At 45.6% G+C, this 22,123-nt stretch carries 19 protein-coding genes, 1 tRNA gene and 2 rRNA genes; 13 read left to right on the top strand and 9 right to left on the bottom strand.

Features of this window, described 5'->3' with window-relative positions:
* Positions 1-6 precede the first annotated feature (6 nt).
* The 7 genes from rsmG to rnpA all read right to left on the bottom strand — a co-directional run bounded on the left by rsmG (position 7) and on the right by rnpA (position 7,122).
* The gene (gene rsmG, locus AB1I67_RS04145; RefSeq protein ID WP_367028563.1) at positions 7-738 is read right to left on the bottom strand and encodes a 16S rRNA (guanine(527)-N(7))-methyltransferase RsmG; all 732 of its coding nucleotides are present in this window, start codon (positions 736-738) and stop codon (positions 7-9) included.
* 25 nt (positions 739-763) lie between these two features.
* Positions 764-2,644 carry a tRNA uridine-5-carboxymethylaminomethyl(34) synthesis enzyme MnmG gene (gene mnmG, locus AB1I67_RS04150; RefSeq protein WP_367028564.1) on the bottom strand — a complete coding sequence of 627 codons (1,881 nt, stop codon included), beginning with the start codon at positions 2,642-2,644 and terminating at the stop codon, positions 764-766.
* Positions 2,645-2,668: 24 nt separating this feature from the next.
* Positions 2,669-4,057, bottom strand: a complete 1,389-nt coding sequence (gene mnmE / locus AB1I67_RS04155) for a tRNA uridine-5-carboxymethylaminomethyl(34) synthesis GTPase MnmE (protein WP_367028565.1) — start codon at positions 4,055-4,057, stop codon at positions 2,669-2,671.
* Between the two features lie 85 nt (positions 4,058-4,142).
* Positions 4,143-5,228 (bottom strand): RNA-binding cell elongation regulator Jag/EloR, encoded by a 1,086-nt coding sequence (gene jag, locus AB1I67_RS04160; RefSeq protein ID WP_367028566.1) that lies wholly within the window; start codon positions 5,226-5,228, stop codon positions 4,143-4,145.
* Positions 5,229-5,242: 14 nt separating this feature from the next.
* Complete coding sequence (locus AB1I67_RS04165; RefSeq protein ID WP_367028567.1) at positions 5,243-6,538, bottom strand: YidC/Oxa1 family membrane protein insertase; 1,296 nt, start codon at positions 6,536-6,538, stop codon at positions 5,243-5,245.
* A gap of 19 nt (positions 6,539-6,557) precedes the next feature.
* Positions 6,558-6,773, bottom strand: a complete 216-nt coding sequence (gene yidD, locus AB1I67_RS04170) for a membrane protein insertion efficiency factor YidD (RefSeq protein ID WP_367028568.1) — start codon at positions 6,771-6,773, stop codon at positions 6,558-6,560.
* Between the two features lie 4 nt (positions 6,774-6,777).
* Positions 6,778-7,122 (bottom strand): ribonuclease P protein component, encoded by a 345-nt coding sequence (gene rnpA, locus AB1I67_RS04175; RefSeq protein WP_367028569.1) that lies wholly within the window; start codon positions 7,120-7,122, stop codon positions 6,778-6,780.
* A 59-nt stretch (positions 7,123-7,181) separates the two neighbouring features.
* On the opposite strand from rnpA, the gene AB1I67_RS04180 reads away from it, so the two are divergent.
* A complete protein-coding gene (locus tag AB1I67_RS04180) occupies positions 7,182-7,337 on the top strand; it encodes a hypothetical protein (protein ID WP_367028570.1) in 156 nt (51 codons plus the stop codon).
* 120 nt (positions 7,338-7,457) lie between these two features.
* Here AB1I67_RS04180 and rpmH read toward each other — a convergent pair whose 3' ends face one another.
* Both rpmH and AB1I67_RS04190 read right to left on the bottom strand, forming a co-directional pair.
* Positions 7,458-7,592, bottom strand: coding sequence for a 50S ribosomal protein L34 (gene rpmH, locus AB1I67_RS04185; protein WP_367028571.1), 135 nt, complete (start codon positions 7,590-7,592; stop codon positions 7,458-7,460).
* Between the two features lie 214 nt (positions 7,593-7,806).
* Positions 7,807-8,436 (bottom strand): ECF transporter S component, encoded by a 630-nt coding sequence (locus AB1I67_RS04190; protein ID WP_367028572.1) that lies wholly within the window; start codon positions 8,434-8,436, stop codon positions 7,807-7,809.
* A 374-nt stretch (positions 8,437-8,810) separates the two neighbouring features.
* Between AB1I67_RS04190 and dnaA the strand changes: the two genes are divergently transcribed.
* The 12 genes from dnaA (at position 8,811) to rrf (ending at position 22,060) form a co-directional block, all read left to right on the top strand.
* The gene (dnaA, locus tag AB1I67_RS04195) at positions 8,811-10,187 is read left to right on the top strand and encodes a chromosomal replication initiator protein DnaA (protein WP_367028573.1); all 1,377 of its coding nucleotides are present in this window, start codon (positions 8,811-8,813) and stop codon (positions 10,185-10,187) included.
* 290 nt (positions 10,188-10,477) lie between these two features.
* Positions 10,478-11,593: a DNA polymerase III subunit beta gene (gene dnaN / locus AB1I67_RS04200; RefSeq protein ID WP_367028574.1), complete on the top strand. Its 1,116-nt coding sequence runs from the start codon at positions 10,478-10,480 to the stop codon at positions 11,591-11,593.
* Positions 11,594-11,613: 20 nt separating this feature from the next.
* Positions 11,614-11,823, top strand: a complete 210-nt coding sequence (locus AB1I67_RS04205) for an RNA-binding S4 domain-containing protein (RefSeq protein ID WP_367028575.1) — start codon at positions 11,614-11,616, stop codon at positions 11,821-11,823.
* A complete protein-coding gene (recF, locus tag AB1I67_RS04210) occupies positions 11,820-12,905 on the top strand; it encodes a DNA replication/repair protein RecF (RefSeq protein ID WP_367028576.1) in 1,086 nt (361 codons plus the stop codon). Before AB1I67_RS04205 ends, recF begins: the two co-directional genes overlap by 4 nt.
* Before the next feature lie 42 nt (positions 12,906-12,947).
* The gene (gene gyrB / locus AB1I67_RS04215; RefSeq protein WP_367028577.1) at positions 12,948-14,861 is read left to right on the top strand and encodes a DNA topoisomerase (ATP-hydrolyzing) subunit B; all 1,914 of its coding nucleotides are present in this window, start codon (positions 12,948-12,950) and stop codon (positions 14,859-14,861) included.
* A 12-nt stretch (positions 14,862-14,873) separates the two neighbouring features.
* Positions 14,874-17,471 (top strand): DNA gyrase subunit A, encoded by a 2,598-nt coding sequence (gyrA, locus tag AB1I67_RS04220; protein WP_367028578.1) that lies wholly within the window; start codon positions 14,874-14,876, stop codon positions 17,469-17,471.
* Positions 17,472-17,585: 114 nt separating this feature from the next.
* Positions 17,586-18,431, top strand: a complete 846-nt coding sequence (locus AB1I67_RS04225) for a fumarate hydratase (RefSeq protein WP_367029148.1) — start codon at positions 17,586-17,588, stop codon at positions 18,429-18,431.
* A gap of 11 nt (positions 18,432-18,442) precedes the next feature.
* The gene (locus tag AB1I67_RS04230; RefSeq protein ID WP_367028579.1) at positions 18,443-18,991 is read left to right on the top strand and encodes a Fe-S-containing hydro-lyase; all 549 of its coding nucleotides are present in this window, start codon (positions 18,443-18,445) and stop codon (positions 18,989-18,991) included.
* A 14-nt stretch (positions 18,992-19,005) separates the two neighbouring features.
* On the top strand, positions 19,006-19,701 hold the full coding sequence (locus tag AB1I67_RS04235) for a lysophospholipid acyltransferase family protein (RefSeq protein WP_367029150.1): 696 nt from the start codon (positions 19,006-19,008) through the stop codon (positions 19,699-19,701).
* 86 nt (positions 19,702-19,787) lie between these two features.
* Positions 19,788-19,875, top strand: a tRNA-Ser gene (locus AB1I67_RS04240).
* 318 nt (positions 19,876-20,193) lie between these two features.
* Positions 20,194-21,725 (top strand): 16S ribosomal RNA (locus tag AB1I67_RS04245).
* Between the two features lie 217 nt (positions 21,726-21,942).
* Positions 21,943-22,060: ribosomal RNA gene (gene rrf / locus AB1I67_RS04250) — 5S ribosomal RNA — on the top strand.
* Positions 22,061-22,123: the final 63 nt, after the last annotated feature.

Raw genomic sequence — 22,123 nt, forward strand, 5'->3', positions numbered from 1 at the left:
AGATACTTACCCAATAGGCTCCTTTGATGGAACTCCTGCTTTTCTGGGATACCTCTTTCCTGTCTTCTCCACCTTCTTGATCACTACAAGGGCTCGATCCGCTTCTGCTTCTGCCAACTCAAACCGTATGATCTCCTCAATATCTCCTCCCAATGCACGGATAGCTTTTCTTCCAGTCTCAAGCTCCTCATCTATCCTACCAGATTTATAAGGAACAAAGCATCCTCCAACTCGAACAAAAGGCAGACAATATTCAGAAAGCGTAGCTGCATTCGCTACTGCTCTCGACACACAAAAATCAAACTGTTCTCTGTATTTCACATCACGTCCGTAATCCTCTGCTCTGCCATGAATCGTCTCTATTTTATCAAGACCAAGTTTCTCTATCACTTCATTTAAAAACTTGATCCTTTTATTGAGAGAATCCAACAAGGTCAGCTTAAGCTCTGGAAATGCAATCTTCAGAGGAATTCCAGGAAACCCTGCCCCAGTTCCTACGTCGATCACAGAAGAATGTAAACCAGATAAATCTTTTACTGCACGAATCAATGATAAACTGTCAATAAAATGTTTGGATATCACCTCATCCAATTCTGTAATTGCAGTCAAATTCATTACTTTATTCCATTCAATAAGCAATTCATAATATTGATAAAACTGCCCCAATTGCTTTTCTGACAAAGTTATCCCAAGGGATTTTGCGCCGTCAGTCATTTTATCCACAAAATACTGTTCCATAATTCCTCCACTGTTGATAATCTTTTTATCCATGACGCAATTGTTCTAAATGAACCAGCAATACAGAAATATCAGCCGGTGATACACCTGAGATCCGGGATGCCTGACCAATAGAAACCGGTTTATACAGATTTAATTTCTGTACTGCTTCTCGCCTCAGACTCTTTACCGTACTATAGTCAAAATCAGCGCTCAACTTTTTGCTCTCCAGCTTCTTAAACTGTGCTACCTGCTGCTGCTGTCTGCGAAGATAACCCTCATATTTTATATTTATGTTAACCTGTTCCGCAGTATCATAGGGAAGCGACGGTCGATTAGGATCAATTTCAGTTAACATAAAATAATCAAGCTCTGGTCTGCGTATCAATTCTGCTAAGGTCGCTCCCGTTTTCAGCGCTGTACTGCCATGTTTGTGCAGAAACTCCTGCACCTCTCTGCTTGCACCAATGTTGGTTTTCTCCAAACGTTCCATCTCCGCTTTGATATCACGTTCCTTCTGCAAGACTTTTTCATATGTCTCATCATCCACCAGGCCCATCTCATGACCGATTCCACGCAAGCGCAGGTCCGCATTGTCCTGTCGTAAAAGCAGTCGGTACTCTGCTCTGGAAGTCATCATCCGATATGGTTCATTATTTTCCTTTGTCACCAGATCATCTATTAAAACCCCAATATATGCCTGGGAACGGTCCAGTACAAAAGCTTCTTTCCCCATTACCTGCATAGCCGCATTGACTCCGGCCATAAATCCCTGGACAGCCGCCTCCTCATAACCGGAGCTTCCATTAAACTGGCCTCCACTGAACAGGCCATGGATCGCCTTAAACTCCAGAGATAGCTTCAATTGACGTGAATTGATACAATCGTATTCAATTGCATATGCATTTCGCACAATTTTCACCTGTTCCAGTCCGGGTACGGTGCGGTACATTGCATACTGGACATCTTCCGGAAGTGAACTGGACATACCGCCCAGATACATCTCATTGGTATACAAGCCTTCCGGTTCAATAAAGACCTGATGACGCTCTTTATCCGGGAATTTCACCACCTTATCCTCAATGGACGGACAATACCTGGGGCCAGTTCCCTCTATAGCTCCTGAGAACAGAGGCGACCGGTCCAAATTTTCCCTGATGATCTCATGTGTCTTTTCACAGGTATAGGTCAGCCAGCAGGACACCTGATCTTTCTGCACTGATTCCGGATCTGTGGAAAAGGAAAATGGAACAACTCTCTCATCTCCAAATTGTTCTTCCATCTTAGTGAAATCGATACTGCGTCTGTCTACCCGGGCCGGAGTTCCTGTTTTAAAGCGATACATTTCAATCCCATTTTCAATCAGAGAATCCGTAAGGTGATTGGCTGCCTGAAGCCCGTTTGGTCCAGTAGCATTGCTGACATCACCATAAATACACCTTGCCTTAAGATAAGTTCCCGTCGCCAAAACCACTGCTTTTGCGTGATATACAGCGCCGGAGAGAGTTTTTACTCCCGTGATCTGATGATCTTTTACGATCAGTTCTGAAACCTCAGCCTGGCGGATCGTAAGATGCTCCGTATTCTCCAGGGTATCCCTCATCTGACGGCTGTACTCCTGCTTATCCGCCTGAGCGCGCAGGGAATGCACTGCGGGTCCCTTTGATTCATTGAGCATTTTGGATTGGATAAATGTCTTGTCGATATTTTTTCCCATTTCACCACCCAAAGCATCCAGTTCCCTTACCAGATGTCCTTTGGAGCTTCCACCAATATTTGGGTTGCAGGGCATCAGTGCAATACTGTCCACACTGACTGTAAATACAATAGTCTCCATTCCAAGTCTGGCACAAGCAAGAGCCGCCTCGCAGCCCGCATGGCCTGCTCCAACTACTATGATATCATAAGTTTCTTCCAAATATGGCATAACTAAAAATCCCTTCTAAACTTGTTATTTACCCATACAAAATCTGCTGAAGATCTCATTTACCAGATCATCCTCCACAGCTTCGCCAATAATTGTCCCAAGCTGTTCATACGCATCCATCAGATCAATTGTAAGAAAATCCTCCGGCATCTTGTCATAAATACTCTGTTCTACCATCCTTAAACTGGAAAGTGCATTGACCAGAGCGGTCTTATGTCTCACATTCGTTATCAATACTTCATCGTTAAAATTCAGCTCACCATGGTAAAAAAGATCCTGAATCGTTTTTTCCAGTTCTTCAATCCCGGTCTCTTCCTTAGCTGACACCGCAATCACGGGATGTGATGTTCTCTCCGCCAGTTCAGACTCTGTAACAACCATTTCAAGATCTGTTTTATTCAACAGAACTACCGCTTTTCTGCCCTGGATCAATTCCATGATCACAGCATCATTTTCATCCAGAGGACAGGAACCGTCTACTACATAGATGATCAGATCCGCTTCATCTGCAACATTTTTTGCTTTTAAAACTCCGATCTGTTCCACAATATCTTCCGTCTCCCGGATACCGGCTGTATCAATGATATTCAGGCTGATACCATGCAACCGGATATGTTCTTCTAAAGTATCTCTTGTTGTTCCGGCAATATCTGTGACGATCGCCCGCTCTTCCCCCACCAGCACATTCATCAGAGAAGACTTCCCTGCGTTGGGTTTTCCAAGAATGACCGTCCGGATTCCTTCTGATACAATCTTGCCATTATCTGATGAACGAACCATCTTTTCCAACTCATTGACCATAGGACTTAGGCGCTCAAGCAGCTCTTGTCCATATCCTTCCAGAGAGATATGCTCCGGGTCATCCAAAGCAGACTCAATATATGCGATCTGATAAATGATCTGCTCTCTCAATTCCTTCACTTTTTGGGAAACAGAACCTTTTAACTGGCTTACAGAGCTTTTCATTGCATATTCATTGCTGGAGTTTATCACATCGATCACTGCCTCTGCCTGAGAAAGATCGATTCTTCCATTCAAAAACGCCCTTTTTGTAAATTCTCCAGGTTCCGCGGGTCTCGCCCCATATTTGATTACTGTCTCCAGTATTTTTTTCATAATAAGGACACCGCCGTGGCAATCTATCTCCACCGTGTCTTCTGCTGTATAGCTGTGAGGGCCTTTCATAATAAGCACCAGCACCTCGTCTAATATTTCATTTCCATCCTGAACGACTCCATAGTGGATCGTATGAGACGGTACTTTCGTCAAATCAAATCCGGTCTTTTTACTTTTAAATATCTTATTTACAATCGCAGCTGCTTCGCTTCCGCTGACCCGCACGATTCCGATCCCCGAGCTGCTCATGGCTGTTGCGATAGCAGCTATGGTATCTGCGCTTCTGTCTTTCAGCATAATTTCCTCCGATACTGAAATCAAACAAAGGGGCATCCGGTGGTGGCTAACCCACTACCAGACACCCCCATTTTACTTCTGACTTCTAAGCTTCTGTCTCATTCTGAACAGGTTTTTCTACATTTTTATCTCTGTCACGGTCCCTGCGGTTATTGTACCGGTCCCTGCGCCCGCCATTTCCATAGCCTTCCTTCTTCAAAGAAATAACTACATGACGGTACGGGTCTTCTCCCTCACTGCGCGTCACCACATAACGGTCATTCTGAAGGGCAGAGTGGATAATGCGCCTCTCATAAGGATTCATCGGCTCTAAAGATACCGGATGTTTGGTACGCTTTACCTTATAAGAAATATTCCTCGCCAGAGTTTCCAGGGTTTCTTTTCTTCTCTCCCGGTAATTCTCCGTGTCCAGCTTCACTCTCAGATAACCTTCGGTTTCCTTATTTACAACAAGGCTTACAAGGTACTGAAGGGAATCCAGGGTCTGTCCCCTCTTTCCGATCAGGATGCCCATGTCGTCGCCTTCCATCATAACCTGAAGTTCCCGCTCGGAAGCATCATAAACAGTTTCAATCTTAACTGTCATTCCCATCGCGCCGAAGACCTGCTCCAGGAATTCTTTTGCAGCTTTCTTAACAGCCTCTTCGTCAATCTTTACAGCAGGTTTTTCCTTCTGCTGGGAATCTTTATTTACTGTATCCTTCTTTTCCGGTTTGGAATAGGACTTCTCGGAAACTGGTTTCTGAGAAACTTTTTCCGGTGTCTTTCCGGATGCTGGTCTGGCAGATGCTTTTAAGACTGCGGCCTTCTCTGCAGCCTTTTCTGCTGCCGCTTTTTCGGCTGCTGCTTTCTCTGCCTTTGCCTTCTCTGCCTTAGCCTTTTCAGCCGCTGCTCTTTCGGCGGCTGCCTTTTCTGCAGCTGCTTTCTGAGCGGCTTCCTTCTCAGCTTTTGCTTTATCGGCTGCGGCCTGCTTCAAAGCTCTTTCTTCCTCTTCACTCATAACTCTTGCACGGATAATACACGGCTTTGAACCAATGAGACCCAGAAAGCCGGAGCTTTCTTTCTGTATTACTTCATAATGCAGATGTTCACTGGTAGTCTGCAGCTCGATCAGAGCTTTCGTAATTGCCTCGTCCAATGTCTTCGCAGAGATTGTAATCTTTTCGTCCATTGCTCCGTACCCCCTTACTTGTTATGCTTCTCGTTATACTTTGCAACCATATTGGCCTTTGCTGCAAGGCTGCCGGGTTTCGCATTGCTGTTATAGTAGCTGGTGGATTCTTTTACCTGCTCTTTTGTCTTCTCAAGCTTCTCCGCTCTCTTTGCTTCCTCACGCTCTGCAGCTGCCTGCATATTCTTCAGGCTTGCTGTCGCATTCTGGTTGATCTTCTGAGGCGGAAGGCCTTTTTTGGCACGCTTTTTATTTGCTTTTTCTACATTCTTACGGATCAGCTCGTCCATATCAACTTTATTCAGATATGCATTAACGCCAACCTGCTGGATGATCTGGAACACACTGCTGGCTACCCAGTAGATACCGATCGCCGCCGGGAATGTGAAACAGAACCAAACGGACATCAAAGGCATTACCAGGTTCATCTGCTTCATCATCTGTGATCCAGGCGCATCTTCATTCTGAGGCTGGTTCGCCATCATCAGCTTGGCGCTGAGCCACTGAGTAAGACCTGCCAGGATCGGGATCAGCCATGCAACTGTCGGGATCCAGCTGCCGTTAAACGGATTGGATGCCAGGTTGATTCCAAAAAAGGAGTTCATGCTCTCGATCGCCTGGGAATTGGTTGTAATTACGTTTGCCGCATGAGGGAACGCCTGTCCAAGCTCACTCCACTGTGCGGGATTTAACTTGTAGAGGATATCTACCATCTTATTTCCGAGGGCATCGCCGGTCACTCCGGTTAAGTCGCCGATCGCATTCATACCGGTCAACGGTATATTGTGGTCTGTGGCAAACTGTACCAGATTGGCTGCCGCGCCTTCTGTTAAAGCGCCTGCGCTGGCTGCGCCGGTTATGGCGTACACTACCTGCATAAAGCAGTCTTTTACGGATGTTACATAGGCCGGGATACTGTAGATCACCCGGTACAGGGCAAGCAGGATCGGCATCTGGATGACAAGCTGGAGACAGCCGCCAGTCATGGATGTTCCGTACTTTTCATAGACAGCTTTTGTTTCCACGTTCATCTTCATCATGGAATCATTGTCTGTTTTACCCTTATACTTATTTTGAATTGCCTGTAGCTCTGGCTGCATCACTGCCATCAACTTGGATGATTTCTGCTGCTTGATGGTCAGCGGGAACATGATTAATTTCACAACTAAGGTAAATAAAATAATTGATAGACCAATGTTGAGCACACCGAATGTACCGGTAAACTCAAATAATGCATTCATGATCCATCCCAATGCCTGGGAAAACGGACCAAGGAATCCCCCTACTTTTGTCAAAACTAAGTAATCCAATCTGTTACCTCCTCATACGTTACGGAACTGGGTCATAACCGCCTTCTGCCCATGGATGACACCGTAGTATCCTCTTGATGGACAACCATAGTCCTTTCACCACACCATACTTTTGCAGTGCCTCAATGGCGTATTGGGAACACGTAGGTGTGTAAATGCAGTGAGTCCTTATCTTTAACGGCGACAGGAATATCTGGTAGCCGCGGATAAGAAGGATGAATAATTTTTTAATCATAGTCTCACTTCGATTCTTTTAAAATGTTATGCAGTCCGCACAGGTGCAAATATGCACGCTCAATTGTTTTATAGTCTGATTCTTTTGCGGCAGGCCTTGCTACCACTACGATGTCTAATCCTGGTATTAATGTGTTTTTGTGAAGCCGGAAACTTTCGCGGATGAGACGGGTTACATGGTGTCTGACTACGCTGTTTCCTACTTTTTTACTGACGGATATCCCGATACGATGGGTATCGGTATCTGTTTTTTTGACGTACATGACCAACTGGCGGTTGGCATGGGATTTCGCAGATCTGTATATGGTCTGGAAATCTGAATTTTTTTTAATGCTTGGGAATCTTTTCATTTTGGTTTTTTGTCCATTTTTTAGGGGCGAAATTTTTTGGGGGAGCTTGGGAAGGGGGAATGAGGGGTGGGATTGGGGCGTGCTGGTTTGCTACGATCGATGGCGCTTCGCTTATCTTACGCCAGACGGCGCACGGGAAGTTTGTGCGGTGTTCGACCCCGCAGTGCACCTCCATTGCGCTTCGCTCCATGTCGGTCACGGGCTTCGCCCTATGAAAAAATGCAAACAAAAATCTGCTTATGTGCAAGCACAACGCAAATTTTTGCTTGCATTTTTTCGCACTGCTCATTGCCTTCGTGAAAAAAAAGGTCACAATTTATTGTGACCTTGGTTCATTAAGCTGATAATTTCGCTCTGCCTTTTGCTCTTCTGGCAGCTATTACTTTTCTTCCACCCGGAGTACTCATTCTAGCTCTGAAGCCATGAACTTTCGATCTCTGCCTGTTCTTAGGCTGGAAAGTCATTTTCATCTTGCGGCACCTCCTCTTACAATAGCTTATCTGATAAACACATTACGACTATTTTAATTAAACATCTTCTCAATTATATAGAAAACATGCGGCTTCGTCAAGCTTTTTCTATAAAATTAAAGTTCCTTATATTTTAACACCTACAATATGTATGTATGAAAAATATGACAACAACATTTAGTGTTTCTTCCTATTATATATAAATGCCTTTTTATCAGCTAAACTTAATAACTCTTAATAAAACGATTCCAATCGCCGTTACCAGCACAGCGGCCGCTATCGCTTCTGGAATGCCGGATGCGGTTATGGTTGCCATGATCAGTCCCCATACTGCGTCCACAACTACATTCTTTTTTTCGGCATACTCCTGGGAAAAAAGTAAATAGATGCTTCCCATGACTAAGATCGTATTCGTCATCGATCCTAAAAAACCAGTCACTGCCAGTGCAGCCGGCTTGGGTATTTTTACTTTTTTAAATAAGATCCACAGCCATCCTGCAGCTACCCCGATCAAGATCCGGCATCCTACAGAAATCCAGATCGACTTTGCAGCGCCGGAGATTCCTGCAATCCCGATACTTATAAAGGGTGAAAATGCAAATGATAAAAATGTTGGGGCCATGGTATTGCTGATCAGGGAACAGATACCAAAAACGCCTCCAAGGATCGCTCCCGCCAAAGGTCCAAGTAAGATTGCACCTAAGATCACGGGAATGTGCACAGTTGTCGCCTTTATAAGCGGCAGATAGATCATGCCCAGCGGCGTATTCGCCATCAGGATCACAATCGCTGCCATAAGTGCAACACTGGTAAGCCAACGAGTGTCTTTTTTTCTCTTATTCATTTTTTTCCTCCTGCTACTGTTCTTATTAATTAAGATACAATGCAATTACAGGTATATTGTATACACCAGAAAAGTTCCTGTCAATCAAAATTTGCCGAACCTCCTCAAATTTTAAAAATGTGGATTACCCGAGTTATCCACATCATGTGTATAACTTTGTTGATAACTGTCTGGATAACTGTTTTCTTTCCACACATTGTCTGAATTTTGCGCTATTTTACGATATTTGTCCCCTGTGAACAACTGAAGTTATCCTTATCCACAACTGTGGATAAGTTCTCATTGAAAAAATAGCCGTTTTGTTATAGAATGAATAGTAGATTGGGTTAATTTGCGCTTTTTTTCAGAACTTATAAGAATTAGGAGACAGGGATATGTTAGAAACACTGAAAGAGAAATGGGATGAAATATTAAATTATTTAAAAGTAGAGCATGAAATTTCGGATGTTTCCTTTAATACATGGCTGCTTCCTTTACAGATCTATTCCGTAGAACAACCTGGCAATATCGTGAAGATCATTGTACCTGACGCCAATTTTCTCGGATATATCAAGAAGAAATACAGTTTTCTTCTGACCATCGCCATTGAAGAGATCACCTCTATCAAATGCGATGTTGATTTTATTGTAAAAGATCAGATCAAGGAAGCTTCATCAAAAAACAACCAGCTGATCAATTCCAACCAGAATACGGTCAGCCCTGCAACCCTTCAGAATGCAAATTTAAACCCAAAGTATACGTTCGATACTTTCGTAGTTGGCGCCAACAACAACCTGGCCCACGCAGCTTCTTTAGCGGTAGCGGAATCACCGGGCGAGATCTATAACCCTCTTTTTATATATGGAGGCGTTGGACTTGGCAAGACCCACCTGATGCATTCCATTGCAAACTTCATCCTGAAGAACAACCCGCAGGCCAAGATCCTGTATGTCACTTCAGAGAAGTTTACCAATGAGCTGATCGATGCGATCCGTAACAAAAACAATATCTCGACCACAGAGTTCCGTGAAAAATACCGCAACAATGACGTACTTCTGATCGATGATATCCAGTTTATTATAGGTAAAGAAAGTACTCAGGAAGAGTTTTTCCACACCTTCAATGCGCTCCATGAATCAAAAAAACAGATCATCATCTCCTCAGATAAACCGCCAAAAGAGATTGAGACACTGGAAGAACGTCTCCGCTCCCGGTTTGAATGGGGCCTGACTGTGGACATCCAGTCGCCTGACTATGAGACCCGTATGGCGATCCTCCGTAAAAAAGAGGAACTGGAAGGCTACAATATAGATAATGAAGTCATCAAATATATTGCAACCAACATCAAATCCAATATCCGTGAACTGGAAGGTGCGCTGACCAAGATCGTCGCACTATCCAAGCTGGATAACAATAAAGAGATCAATATCGCACTGGCTGAAGAGGCTTTAAAGGATATCATCTCCCCTGGGGATGCCAAAGAGGTGACCCCGGAATTCATCATTCAGGTTGTATCCGACCACTTCAACCTGACGCCTCTGGACATCACATCCCAAAGGAGGAACAAAGAGATCGTATACCCGAGGCAGATCGTGATGTACTTATGCCGTAATATGACAGACACCGGACTGCAGAATATCGGAAAGGCACTGGGCGGAAGGGATCACACTACGATCCTTCACGGTATTGAAAAGATCACTGCCGACTTAGCCGCCAATCCTACCTTACGCAATACTATTGATATCCTGAAGAAAAAAATAAGCCCTCAATAAGCGTTTTTACTTATACACATTTTTTTGTGGACAATCAGTGTATTTCATGTGGGCGCTATGTGGATAAAGTTTTCGAAAAAATTCAATCATTTTGCATTGTGGAAAACTCATCCGTCATACCTTAAATTCAGAACAGTTTTCAACATACTTATGAACTGCTCTAAACCCTGCATGTATAATGGATAAATTGACTTTTACACAAACCCACAGCCCCTACGACGATTACGACGGAATTTAACTATATTTTACTTTATCAAAAACCGCCAACAGACAGAAAGGAAGTTATCAACATGAAGCTTACATTTAAAAAAGACGCATTAGTAAATAGTATCAGTATCGTTTCCAAAGCAATCCCTTCTAAAACAACCATGTCCATCCTGGAATGTATCCTGATCGACGCAGGCTCCAATGAAATCAAGCTGACCGGCAATGATATGGAACTTGGGATTGAGACAAAAGTAGAAGGCTCTATCTTAGAGCGCGGAAAGATCGCTCTGGATGCAAAGCTTTTTTATGAGATCATCCGTAAGCTGCCTGATGGGGAGTCTTATGTGACGATCACCTCTGACAGCAAATACAACACCACGATCGAATGTGAAAATGCCCTGTTCAATATCCAGGGACGGGATGGGGAGGAATTCTCTTATCTGCCTTATATTGAGCGGGACCAGTATATCTGTCTGACCCAGTTCACCTTAAAAGAAGCGATCCGGCAGACCATATTCTCTATCTCACCGAATGACAGCAACAAGATGATGGCCGGTGAGCTTTTTGAGGTGTCAGACGATACGCTGAAGATCGTTTCTCTTGACGGACACCGCATTTCTATCCGCAATATTAAGTTAAAAGACCATTATGAGAGCAGGAAAGTCATTATTCCAGGCAAGACCCTGTCTGAGATCAGTAAGATCTTAAATGGTGACAATGAAAAAGAAGTTCTTATTTTCTTCAGTAAGAACCATATTTTGTTCGAATTTGACGATACCCTGGTCGTATCCCGCCTGATCGAAGGCGAATATTTCAGGATCGACCATATGCTTTCCAGTGATTATGAGACGCGCGTCAAGATCAACAAGCGGGATTTCATGGACAATATAGACCGTGCCATGATCCTTATAAGGGACAGTGACCGGAAACCGATCATCCTGAATGTGGAAGAAAACAATGTAAACATGAAGGTGAAGTCTTCCTTCGGTTCCATGAACGCGGATGTGATGGCTCACAAATCCGGTAAAGACATTATGATCGCATTTAACCCGAAATTCCTGCTGGACGCTTTGCGCGTGATCGATGATGAAGAGGTGGAGCTTTATATGATGAACCCCAAATCCCCGTGCTTTATCAAGGACGAGGAAGGAACCTATATTTATCTGATCCTGCCGGTTAATTTCATCAATGAGTCATAACATGTTTGGAAAGGGAAAAAATGGAAATAATTAAACTGAGAGAAGATTATATTAAACTGGGCCAGGCTTTAAAAGCAGCTGGTCTCTGTGAATCCGGAGTCGATGCCAAATACGCCATTGAAGACGGACTGGTAAAAGTAAACGGCGCCGTGGAAATCCAGCGTGGTAAAAAACTGCATGCCGGTGACGTGGTAACCTATGATGGAGAGACCATTCGGATAGAATTATGATCATTGAGTCGATTGAACTGAAGAATTATCGGAATTACGATGAATTACATATGGAGTTCAGTCCGGGGACCAATATTTTGTATGGCAATAACGCCCAGGGAAAGACCAATATCCTCGAAGCGGTGTATGTCTGCTGTACCACCAAATCCCACAGAGGCAGCAAGGACAGGGAAATGATCCATTTTCATCAGGATGAATCCCACATCAAGCTGAATATCCGGAAAAACGACGTTCCCTACCGGATCGACATGCACTTAAAGAAAAATAAGGCAAAAGGCGTGGCGATCAACGGCATTCCGATCCGAAAAGCCAGCGAGCTGTTTGGGATTGTAAACGTAGTGTTCTTTTCACCGGAGGATTTAAATCTGATCAAAAATGGCCCTGCGGAGCGGAGGAAATTCATCGACCTTGAGTTATGTCAACTAAATAAGCTGTATGTCCATTCCCTGGTCTCTTATAACCGTATCCTGATGCAGAGGAACAAGCTTTTAAAGGATCTGTTTTTTCACCCGGAGTATGAGGAGACCCTGGATGTATGGGATATGCAGCTTGTGCAGTATGGCAGGGAGATCATCCGTTACCGTGAGGAATTTATCGGGCAGCTGAATGAGATCATCAAAGAGATCCACTGGCAGCTCTCCGGAGAAAAAGAAAATCTCAGGATCATTTATGATCCCAATTCATCCTCACAGGAGCTGGAACAGGATATCAAACGGAGCCGTCCTCAGGATCTAAAGCAAAAGACAACGCTGGTTGGGCCTCACAGGGACGATATTGGATTTTTTATTGATGATATCGATATCCGGAGGTTCGGTTCCCAGGGACAGCAGAGGACAGCGGCCCTGTCTTTGAAGCTGGCAGAGATTGAGTTAGTAAAAAAGCTGGTGCGGGATTATCCGATCCTTCTTCTGGATGACGTGCTTTCGGAGCTGGACGGAGAACGCCAGAACCATCTGCTTTCGGCGATCAACCATATCCAGACCATGATCACATGTACCGGACTGGAGGATTTTGTAAACAACAGATTTCAGATTGATAAACTGTTCCGCGTGGTGGATGGGACGGTTACCAGTGAAAATTGACATCATAAGACATCATAAAAGAAATATTTAGGAGGAAATAACATGAGTGCAGAATACGGAGCAGACCAGATTCAGATTTTGGAAGGGCTGGAAGCAGTCCGGAAAAGACCTGGAATGTATATCGGCAGCACTTCATCCAGAGGTCTCCATCATCTGGTTTATGAGATTGTAGACAATGCAGTGGATGAGGCTTTGGCCGGTTACTGTAATCAGATTGAAGTTACCATTAATGCGGACAATTCCATTACGGTAATTGATGACGGTCGCGGTATTCCGGTCGGCATTCAGAAGAAAGCCGGGATTGCTGCTGTTGAGGTGGTATTTACGATCCTTCATGCAGGCGGCAAATTCGGCGGCGGGGGATACAAGGTATCCGGCGGACTTCACGGCGTGGGTGCGTCTGTAGTAAATGCCCTTTCCACCTGGCTGGAGGTAAGGGTTTATCAGGATGGCAAGATCTACCAGCAGAGATATGAGCGGGGCAAGGTTATGTACCCGTTAAAAGTTGTGGGTGAATGTCCGGCAGATAAGCATGGGACAGAAGTCCATTTCCTTCCGGACCCGGATATCTTTGAAGAGACGGTCTATGATTTTGAAATCCTGAGGGTGCGTCTTCAGGAGACCGCTTTCCTGACGAAAAATCTTAGGATCGTTTTAAAGGACGACCGGGAAGAAAAGAAAGAAAAGGTGTTCCATTACGAGGGCGGTATTCAGGAGTTTGTGACTTACCTAAACAAAGGCAAGGCCCCTCTTTACGATAATGTGATCTATTGTGAAGGTTTGCGCGACGGTGTATATGTGGAAGTTGCCATGCAGCACAATGATTCTTATATTGAGAATATATACAGCTTTGTTAACAATGTAAATACTCCGGAGGGTGGTACCCATCTGGCAGGACTTAAGAATGCCCTGACTAAGACGATCAATGATTATGCCCGGAAGAATAAGCTGTTAAAAGACAGCGAGCCGAACTTAAGCGGTGAGGATATCCGTGAGGGATTGACCGCGATCATCAGTATCAAGATCGAGGAGCCGCAGTTTGAAGGACAGACCAAGCAGAAGCTGGGCAACAGCGAGGCCAGGGGAGCAGTGGACAGCATTGTCAGTGAGCAGCTCACTTATTTCCTGGAACAAAATCCTGCTTCTGCAAAAACAATCTGTGAAAAATCAGTTATGGCACAGCGTGCCCGGGCGGCAGCCAGAAAAGCCAGGGACTTAACAAGAAGAAAAACTGCTTTAGAGGGGATGGCCCTTCCCGGCAAGCTGGCGGATTGTTCCAATAAGGACCCGGAAAAATGCGAGATCTTTATCGTAGAGGGAGATTCCGCAGGCGGTTCTGCAAAGACAGCACGTTCCCGTGACAACCAGGCGATCCTTCCGCTGCGCGGCAAGATCCTCAATGTGGAGAAGGCAAGACTGGACAAGATTTATGCCAATGCAGAGATCAAAGCCATGATCACGGCATTTGGTACGGGGATCCATGATGATTTTGATATTTCCAAGCTGCGCTACCATAAGATCATTATCATGACCGATGCAGATGTGGACGGCGCCCATATCAGTACTCTGATGCTTACGTTCCTATACCGGTTTATGCCGGAGCTGATCAGGCAGGGGCATGTTTATCTTGCGCAGCCGCCGTTATACAAGCTGGAAAAGAGCAAGAAGATCTGGTATGCGTACAGTGATGAGGAGTTAAACCAGATCCTTCAGGAGGTTGGGCGTGACACCAACAATAAGATCCAGCGTTATAAAGGTCTGGGTGAGATGGATGCGGAGCAGCTTTGGGAAACGACCATGGACCCGGAGCGCAGGATACTGCTTCGCGTGAATATGGATGATGATGTAGCTTCTGAACTGGATCTGACCTTTACAACCCTGATGGGGGATCAGGTAGAGCCAAGACGTGAATTTATCGAAGCAAATGCAAAATATGTACAAAATCTCGACATTTAAAAGGAGAAGGATATGGAACCAAATATTTTTGATAAAGTTCACGACATAGATTTGAAATCCACTATGGAGAAATCCTATATCGATTATGCCATGAGCGTCATTGCCGCCCGTGCGCTTCCTGATATAAGAGATGGTTTGAAGCCGGTTCAGCGCCGAGTGCTGTTTTCCATGATCGAGCTGAACAATGGCCCGGATAAGCCTCACCGTAAGTGCGCCCGTATCGTCGGCGATACCATGGGTAAATATCATCCTCATGGAGACAGCTCTATCTATGGAGCTTTGGTTAATATGGCACAGCAGTGGTCTACCAGATATCCGCTGGTGGACGGGCATGGGAATTTCGGTTCTGTGGATGGAGACGGAGCGGCGGCTATGCGTTATACGGAAGCCCGTCTGAGCAAGATATCCATGGAGATGCTGGCTGATATCAATAAAGATACGGTTGATTTTGCTCCGAACTTTGATGAGACGGAGAAAGAACCGACCGTACTTCCCGCCAGATTTCCGAACCTCCTGGTTAATGGTACCACAGGAATCGCAGTCGGTATGGCGACTAATATCCCGCCTCACAATTTGAGAGAAGTGATTTCTGCAGTTGTTAAGATCATTGACAACCGTATCTTGGAAGACCGGGAAACTACCATGGAAGAGATCCTGGATATTGTGAAGGGACCGGATTTCCCAACGGGCGCTACGATACTCGGTAAGGCAGGAATTGAAGAAGCATATCGTACCGGACGCGGCAAGATCCGTGTGCGTGCGGTCTCTGATATCGAGACTTTGCCTAACGGTAAGAGCCGTATCATCGTTACGGAGCTTCCGTATCTTGTAAATAAAGCAAGGCTGATCGAGAAAATTGCCGATCTGGTAAAAGAAAAAAGGGTGGATGGAATCACAGACCTGAGGGATGAATCAGACCGTCAGGGTATGCGTATTGTGATCGAGCTGCGCCGTGATGTCAATGCCAATGTACTTTTGAACCAGCTTTTAAAACATACACAGCTTCAGGACACCTTTGGAGTCATTATGCTGGCCTTGGTCAACAATGAGCCAAGGATCTTGAATATTCTGGATATGCTGAAATACTATATCCAGCACCAGGAAGAGGTAGTTACAAGACGGACAAAGTATGATCTGAATAAAGCTGAGGAGCGGGCCCATATTTTGCAGGGCTTGCTGATCGCACTGGATCATATCGATGAGGTGATCAAGATCATCCGTGGTTCCAACAATGTTCAGATCGCAAAACAGCAGTTGATGGAGCGGTTTGGTCTGAGTGATGTACAGTCTCAGGCTATCGTGGACATGCGTCTGCGTGCATTGACCGGTTTGGAACGGGAGAAGCTGGAGAATGAATATAAGGAGCTAATGGCAAAGATCGAGGAATTGAAATCCATCCTCGCTGATGAGAAGAAGCTTCTTGGCGTGATCCGGGAAGAGATCACGATCATCTCTGTTAAATACGGTGATGACAGAAAAACTTCGATCGGTTTTGATGAATTTGACATGTCCATGGAGGATCTGATCCCCAATGAGAACACGATCGTTGCCATGACGAAGCTTGGTTATATCAAGCGTATGAGCATTGACAATTTCAAGAGCCAGAACCGGGGCGGTAAGGGGATCAAGGGAATGCAGACGATCGATGAAGATTATATCGAGGATCTGATCATGACCAAGACTCACAATTACATCATGTTCTTTACCAATAAGGGTCGGGTATACCGACTGAAGGCTTATGCGATTCCGGAGGGAAGCCGTACAGCCCGCGGAACAGCGATCATCAATCTGCTCCAGCTTCTGCCGGAGGAGAAGATCACTGCGATCATTCCCATGAAGGAGTACAGTGATACGAATTATCTGTTCATGGCAACCAGGAATGGAATGGTGAAGAAGACCCCGTTAAAGGAATACGCCAATGTCCGTAAGAATGGTCTCCAGGCTATCGTGCTTCGGGAAAATGATGAATTGATCGAAGTAAAAGCTACCGATGACACAAAAGATATTTTCCTGGTGACTAAGAAAGGACAGTGCATCCGGTTCCACGAGACAGACGTGCGTGTAACAGGGCGTGTTTCTATTGGCGTTATCGGTATGAAGCTCAACGGCAGCGACCAGGTAGTGGGAATGCAGATGCATACCCAGGGTGAAAGCCTGCTGATCGTATCGGAAAACGGTATGGGCAAGCGAACTCCTATTGATGAATTCTCTCCGCAGAACCGCGGCGGCAAGGGAGTACTCTGCTATAAGATCACAGAAAAGACCGGTGATATAGTAGGAGTTAAACTGGTACATGAAGATCATGACATTATGATCATCACTACGGGTGGTGTGGTGATCCGGATCTCCGTGGATGATATTTCCGTGATCGGAAGAAATACATCCGGCGTCAAACTGATGAATATTGATGCAGATTCTGATATTAAAGTCGCCAGTATCGCAAAGGTACGGGATGACGGCAATAAGTCAGAGGGAGATGGCATTGAGGAATTGCATCTGGAAGAAGAGATAGACACGGATGCAGAAGCAGCTGACCTGCAGGATACCGATACAGAAAAAATTGCAGAAGAATATCCAGAAGAAACGGATGATTCCCAGACCGAAGAATAAAGCAGTGACATAAAAAGGGGGCGGGTCCCCCTTTTTTGTCCAGATATTCCACAGAGGGGTATGTGGAAAAACAGGAGTCATTGTGGACACAGAAACTATTGGAGGGACATTATGTTGAAAAACATAAAAACAGAGACAATTTCTAGTGCCATCAAAGAAATGTGTATTGAAGCAAATCATTTTTTGTCTGAAGATATGGCTGCGTGCATAAAAAAAGCTGCCGAGGAGGAGATATCTCCTCTGGGAAAGCAGATATTGGATCAGCTTCAGGAGAATCTTCAGATCGCAGGGGAAGATATGATACCGATCTGTCAGGATACGGGGATGGCAGTAGTGTTTGTAAAAGTAGGACAGGAAGTACATATTGAGGGAGGAAGCTTAACCGATGCTGTCAATCAGGGAGTCCATGACGGATATGTGGAGGGATATCTGAGAAAATCGGTTGTTAAAGATCCCATAGAAAGGGAGAATACAAAGGATAATACACCTGCTGTCATCCATTATGAGATCGTGGAGGGGGATCAGATCGATATCACCCTGGCGCCAAAAGGATTTGGCAGCGAGAACATGAGCCGTATTTTTATGTTGAAGCCGGCTGATGGAATTGAAGGGGTAAAAGAGGCGATCCTTACCGCAGTTCGTGATGCAGGTCCCAACGCCTGTCCTCCTATGGTTGTTGGAGTGGGAATTGGCGGTACATTTGAAAAATGTGCGTTGATGGCAAAGCATGCGCTGACGAGGAGTCTGGAAGAAGAATCCCCGGTAGCTTATGTCCGCAGTCTTGAAAAAGAAATGCTGGATAGGATCAACTGCCTGGGAATCGGACCTGGGGGATTGGGCGGTACAGTAACAGCCCTGGCAGTTAATATTGAAACTTATCCGACCCATATTGCAGGCCTTCCGGTCGCCGTCAATATCTGCTGTCATGTAAACCGCCATGTACATCGTGTGCTGAAATAAGGAGAAGGATCATGAACCGAATGATAAATGTGCCAATCAGGAAAGAGGACGCAAAAAGCCTGAAGGCCGGGGATTATGTATATTTAACAGGTACGATCTATACTGCAAGGGATGCTGCACATAAAAGAATGCAGGAGGCTCTGGATGCAGGGGATTCTTTGCCGATCAACCTGGAAGGAAATGTGATTTATTATATGGGGCCGTCACCTGCCAGGGAAGGCCGTCCAATTGGATCTGCAGGTCCGACCACTGCGAGCCGTATGGATAAATACACACCGCAGCTTTTAGATCTGGGCCTCGGGGCTATGATCGGTAAAGGGAAAAGGAGTCAGGCCGTACAGGATGCTATTGTTCGGAATGACTGTGTTTATTTTGCTGCTGTTGGAGGAGCTGGGGCGCTGCTCTCCAAACGGATCCTTTCTTCAGAAGTGATCGCATATGATGATCTTGGCACAGAAGCGATCCGTAAGCTGGAGATAGATAATTTTCCGGTGGTGGTTGTGATTGATTCCGATGGGAATAATCTTTATGAGACTGCAATCAGGGAGTTTGCCAGATGAGGCGTATTGCGCTCATGGTGTTCCGGTGTTTTTTAAAGGCCCCATGGTGGTGGTTCCGGATTTGGAGATTTGGACGTCCGGGTGACAGCCATACAGAGCAGGAACGCTATGACTATCTCAGATATGTAGTAAAAAAAGCAAATCATGCAGGCAGAGTAGATGTGATCAGCAGCGGTGTGGAAAATCTGCCAAAGGATAATGGATTTATTTTATTTCCAAATCATCAGGGCATGTTTGATATGCTGGCCATCATTGAAACCTGTCCGAATCCGGTCAGTGTTGTGGTGAAAAAAGAAGCAGCCGGAATATTTCTTGTCAAGCAGGTTATCGAACTGCTTCATGGAATGTCTATAGATAGAAAAGACATTCGCGGAGCAAAGGATATTATTGACCGCATGAGTGATGATGTGAAAAACGGAAGAAATTATGTGATTTTTGCAGAGGGAACCAGAAGCCGGGATGGAAATCAGATTCTGGAATTTAAGGCAGGCACATTTAAAAGTGCAGTCAATGCAGGATGTCCGATCATCCCGGTCGCTCTGATCAACAGCTTTTGTCCATTTGATATTTCATCTATAAAAAGAGAACAGGTGCAGGTTCACTACCTGGAGCCACTGTATCAAAATCAATATATGGACATGAAGACCCGGGAAATAGCACATCTTGTACATGACAGGATTCAGAAAAAAATAGATGAAAATATGGGTTGACAAACAATTGGTTATACATTATAATTGTCAATGCGTCTGAAAACAAGGTCGTTTTCTGACTGCAATCATATGGAATTATGAAATTCGGAGAAATACTCAAGAGGCCGAAGAGGCGCCCCTGCTAAGGGTGTAGGTCGGGCAACCGGCGCGAGGGTTCAAATCCCTCTTTCTCCGCTCAATTCCAAATGATTATTTTTTTCACTCTTTACAGATGTAGAGAAAAGAAAAATAAAAAAGTTGAAAAAAGTTCTTGACAATAGCAAACTGGTGTGATAAGATATACGAGTTGCCGCCGAGAACGAAAGCAACACAGAACCTTGAAAATAGAAGATTGAACAGTGTTTAAAACCCTGAAAATTCTAATAAAAAAGCGTCCTGGTTGGACAGCTTTGAAATGAGATTTCAGAACAAAAACAAACCAAACAACAGTAGAACGGTTTGATGATTAGCTAGCAAGTTAATCTTGAAACCTGGACACAAACGAACAAACTAAAATTTGAGAGTTTGATCCTGGCTCAGGATGAACGCTGGCGGCGTGCTTAACACATGCAAGTCGAGCGAAGCGATTGAGATGAAGTTTTCGGATGGATTCCCGATTGACTGAGCGGCGGACGGGTGAGTAACGCGTGGGTAACCTGCCTCATACAGGGGGATAACAGTTAGAAATGACTGCTAATACCGCATAAGCGCACAGTGCCGCATGGTACGGTGTGAAAAACTCCGGTGGTATGAGATGGACCCGCGTCTGATTAGCTGGTTGGTGGGGTAACGGCCTACCAAGGCGACGATCAGTAGCCGACCTGAGAGGGTGACCGGCCACATTGGGACTGAGACACGGCCCAAACTCCTACGGGAGGCAGCAGTGGGGAATATTGCACAATGGGGGAAACCCTGATGCAGCAACGCCGCGTGAGTGAAGAAGTATTTCGGTATGTAAAGCTCTATCAGCAGGGAAGAAAATGACGGTACCTGACTAAGAAGCCCCGGCTAACTACGTGCCAGCAGCCGCGGTAATACGTAGGGGGCAAGCGTTATCCGGATTTACTGGGTGTAAAGGGAGCGTAGACGGCGAGACAAGTCTGAAGTGAAAGCCCGGGGCTCAACCCCGCGGACTGCTTTGGAAACTGCCTTGCTAGAGTGTCGGAGAGGTAAGTGGAATTCCTAGTGTAGCGGTGAAATGCGTAGATATTAGGAGGAACACCAGTGGCGAAGGCGGCTTACTGGACGATAACTGACGTTGAGGCTCGAAAGCGTGGGGAGCAAACAGGATTAGATACCCTGGTAGTCCACGCCGTAAACGATGAATGCTAGGTGTTGGGGAGCAAAGCTCCTCGGTGCCGCCGCAAACGCATTAAGCATTCCACCTGGGGAGTACGTTCGCAAGAATGAAACTCAAAGGAATTGACGGGGACCCGCACAAGCGGTGGAGCATGTGGTTTAATTCGAAGCAACGCGAAGAACCTTACCAAGTCTTGACATCCCTCTGACCGACGAGTAACGTCGTCTTCCCTTCGGGGCAGAGGAGACAGGTGGTGCATGGTTGTCGTCAGCTCGTGTCGTGAGATGTTGGGTTAAGTCCCGCAACGAGCGCAACCCTTATCCTTAGTAGCCATCATTAAGTTGGGCACTCTAGGGAGACTGCCAGGGATAACCTGGAGGAAGGTGGGGATGACGTCAAATCATCATGCCCCTTATGATTTGGGCTACACACGTGCTACAATGGCGTAAACAAAGAGAAGCGAGACCGCGAGGTGGAGCAAATCTCAGAAATAACGTCTCAGTTCGGATTGTAGTCTGCAACTCGACTACATGAAGCTGGAATCGCTAGTAATCGCGAATCAGAATGTCGCGGTGAATACGTTCCCGGGTCTTGTACACACCGCCCGTCACACCATGGGAGTCGATAACGCCCGAAGTCAGTGACCCAACCTTATAGGAGGGAGCTGCCGAAGGCGGGATTGATAACTGGGGTGAAGTCGTAACAAGGTAGCCGTATCGGAAGGTGCGGCTGGATCACCTCCTTTCTAAGGAAGAAGAAGTAAGGGTTTTACACACTGTTGAGTCTTTTACATCCGCAATGTATTAGTTGATTGCGCGGACGAAAGGCTGTAGGAGCGATGAGAGCTGGCTCTCAAGAGCGGATACAGACTTTAGGCAGCATAAGCAGCGTAGCTGCGACCGAGAAAGCCGGAGGCTTTGGAGGTGCAAACAACGGGCGGATAGAAACAAGGTTCAAAAATTTCCGGTGCCGATGCGCCCGGGGGTCACACTCGTTCCCATCCCGAACACGACAGTTAAGCCCCAGGCGGCCGATGGTACTATATTGGAAACGATATGGGAGAGCAGGTGGGTGCCGGAATTAATTTCATAAAACTCACTCGAAAGAGTGTTTTATATAGAACGGACACATTTTAATGGGTGG

Source organism: Clostridium sp. AN503, assembly GCF_040719375.1.
Classification (GTDB): Bacteria; Bacillota; Clostridia; order Lachnospirales; family Lachnospiraceae; genus Brotaphodocola.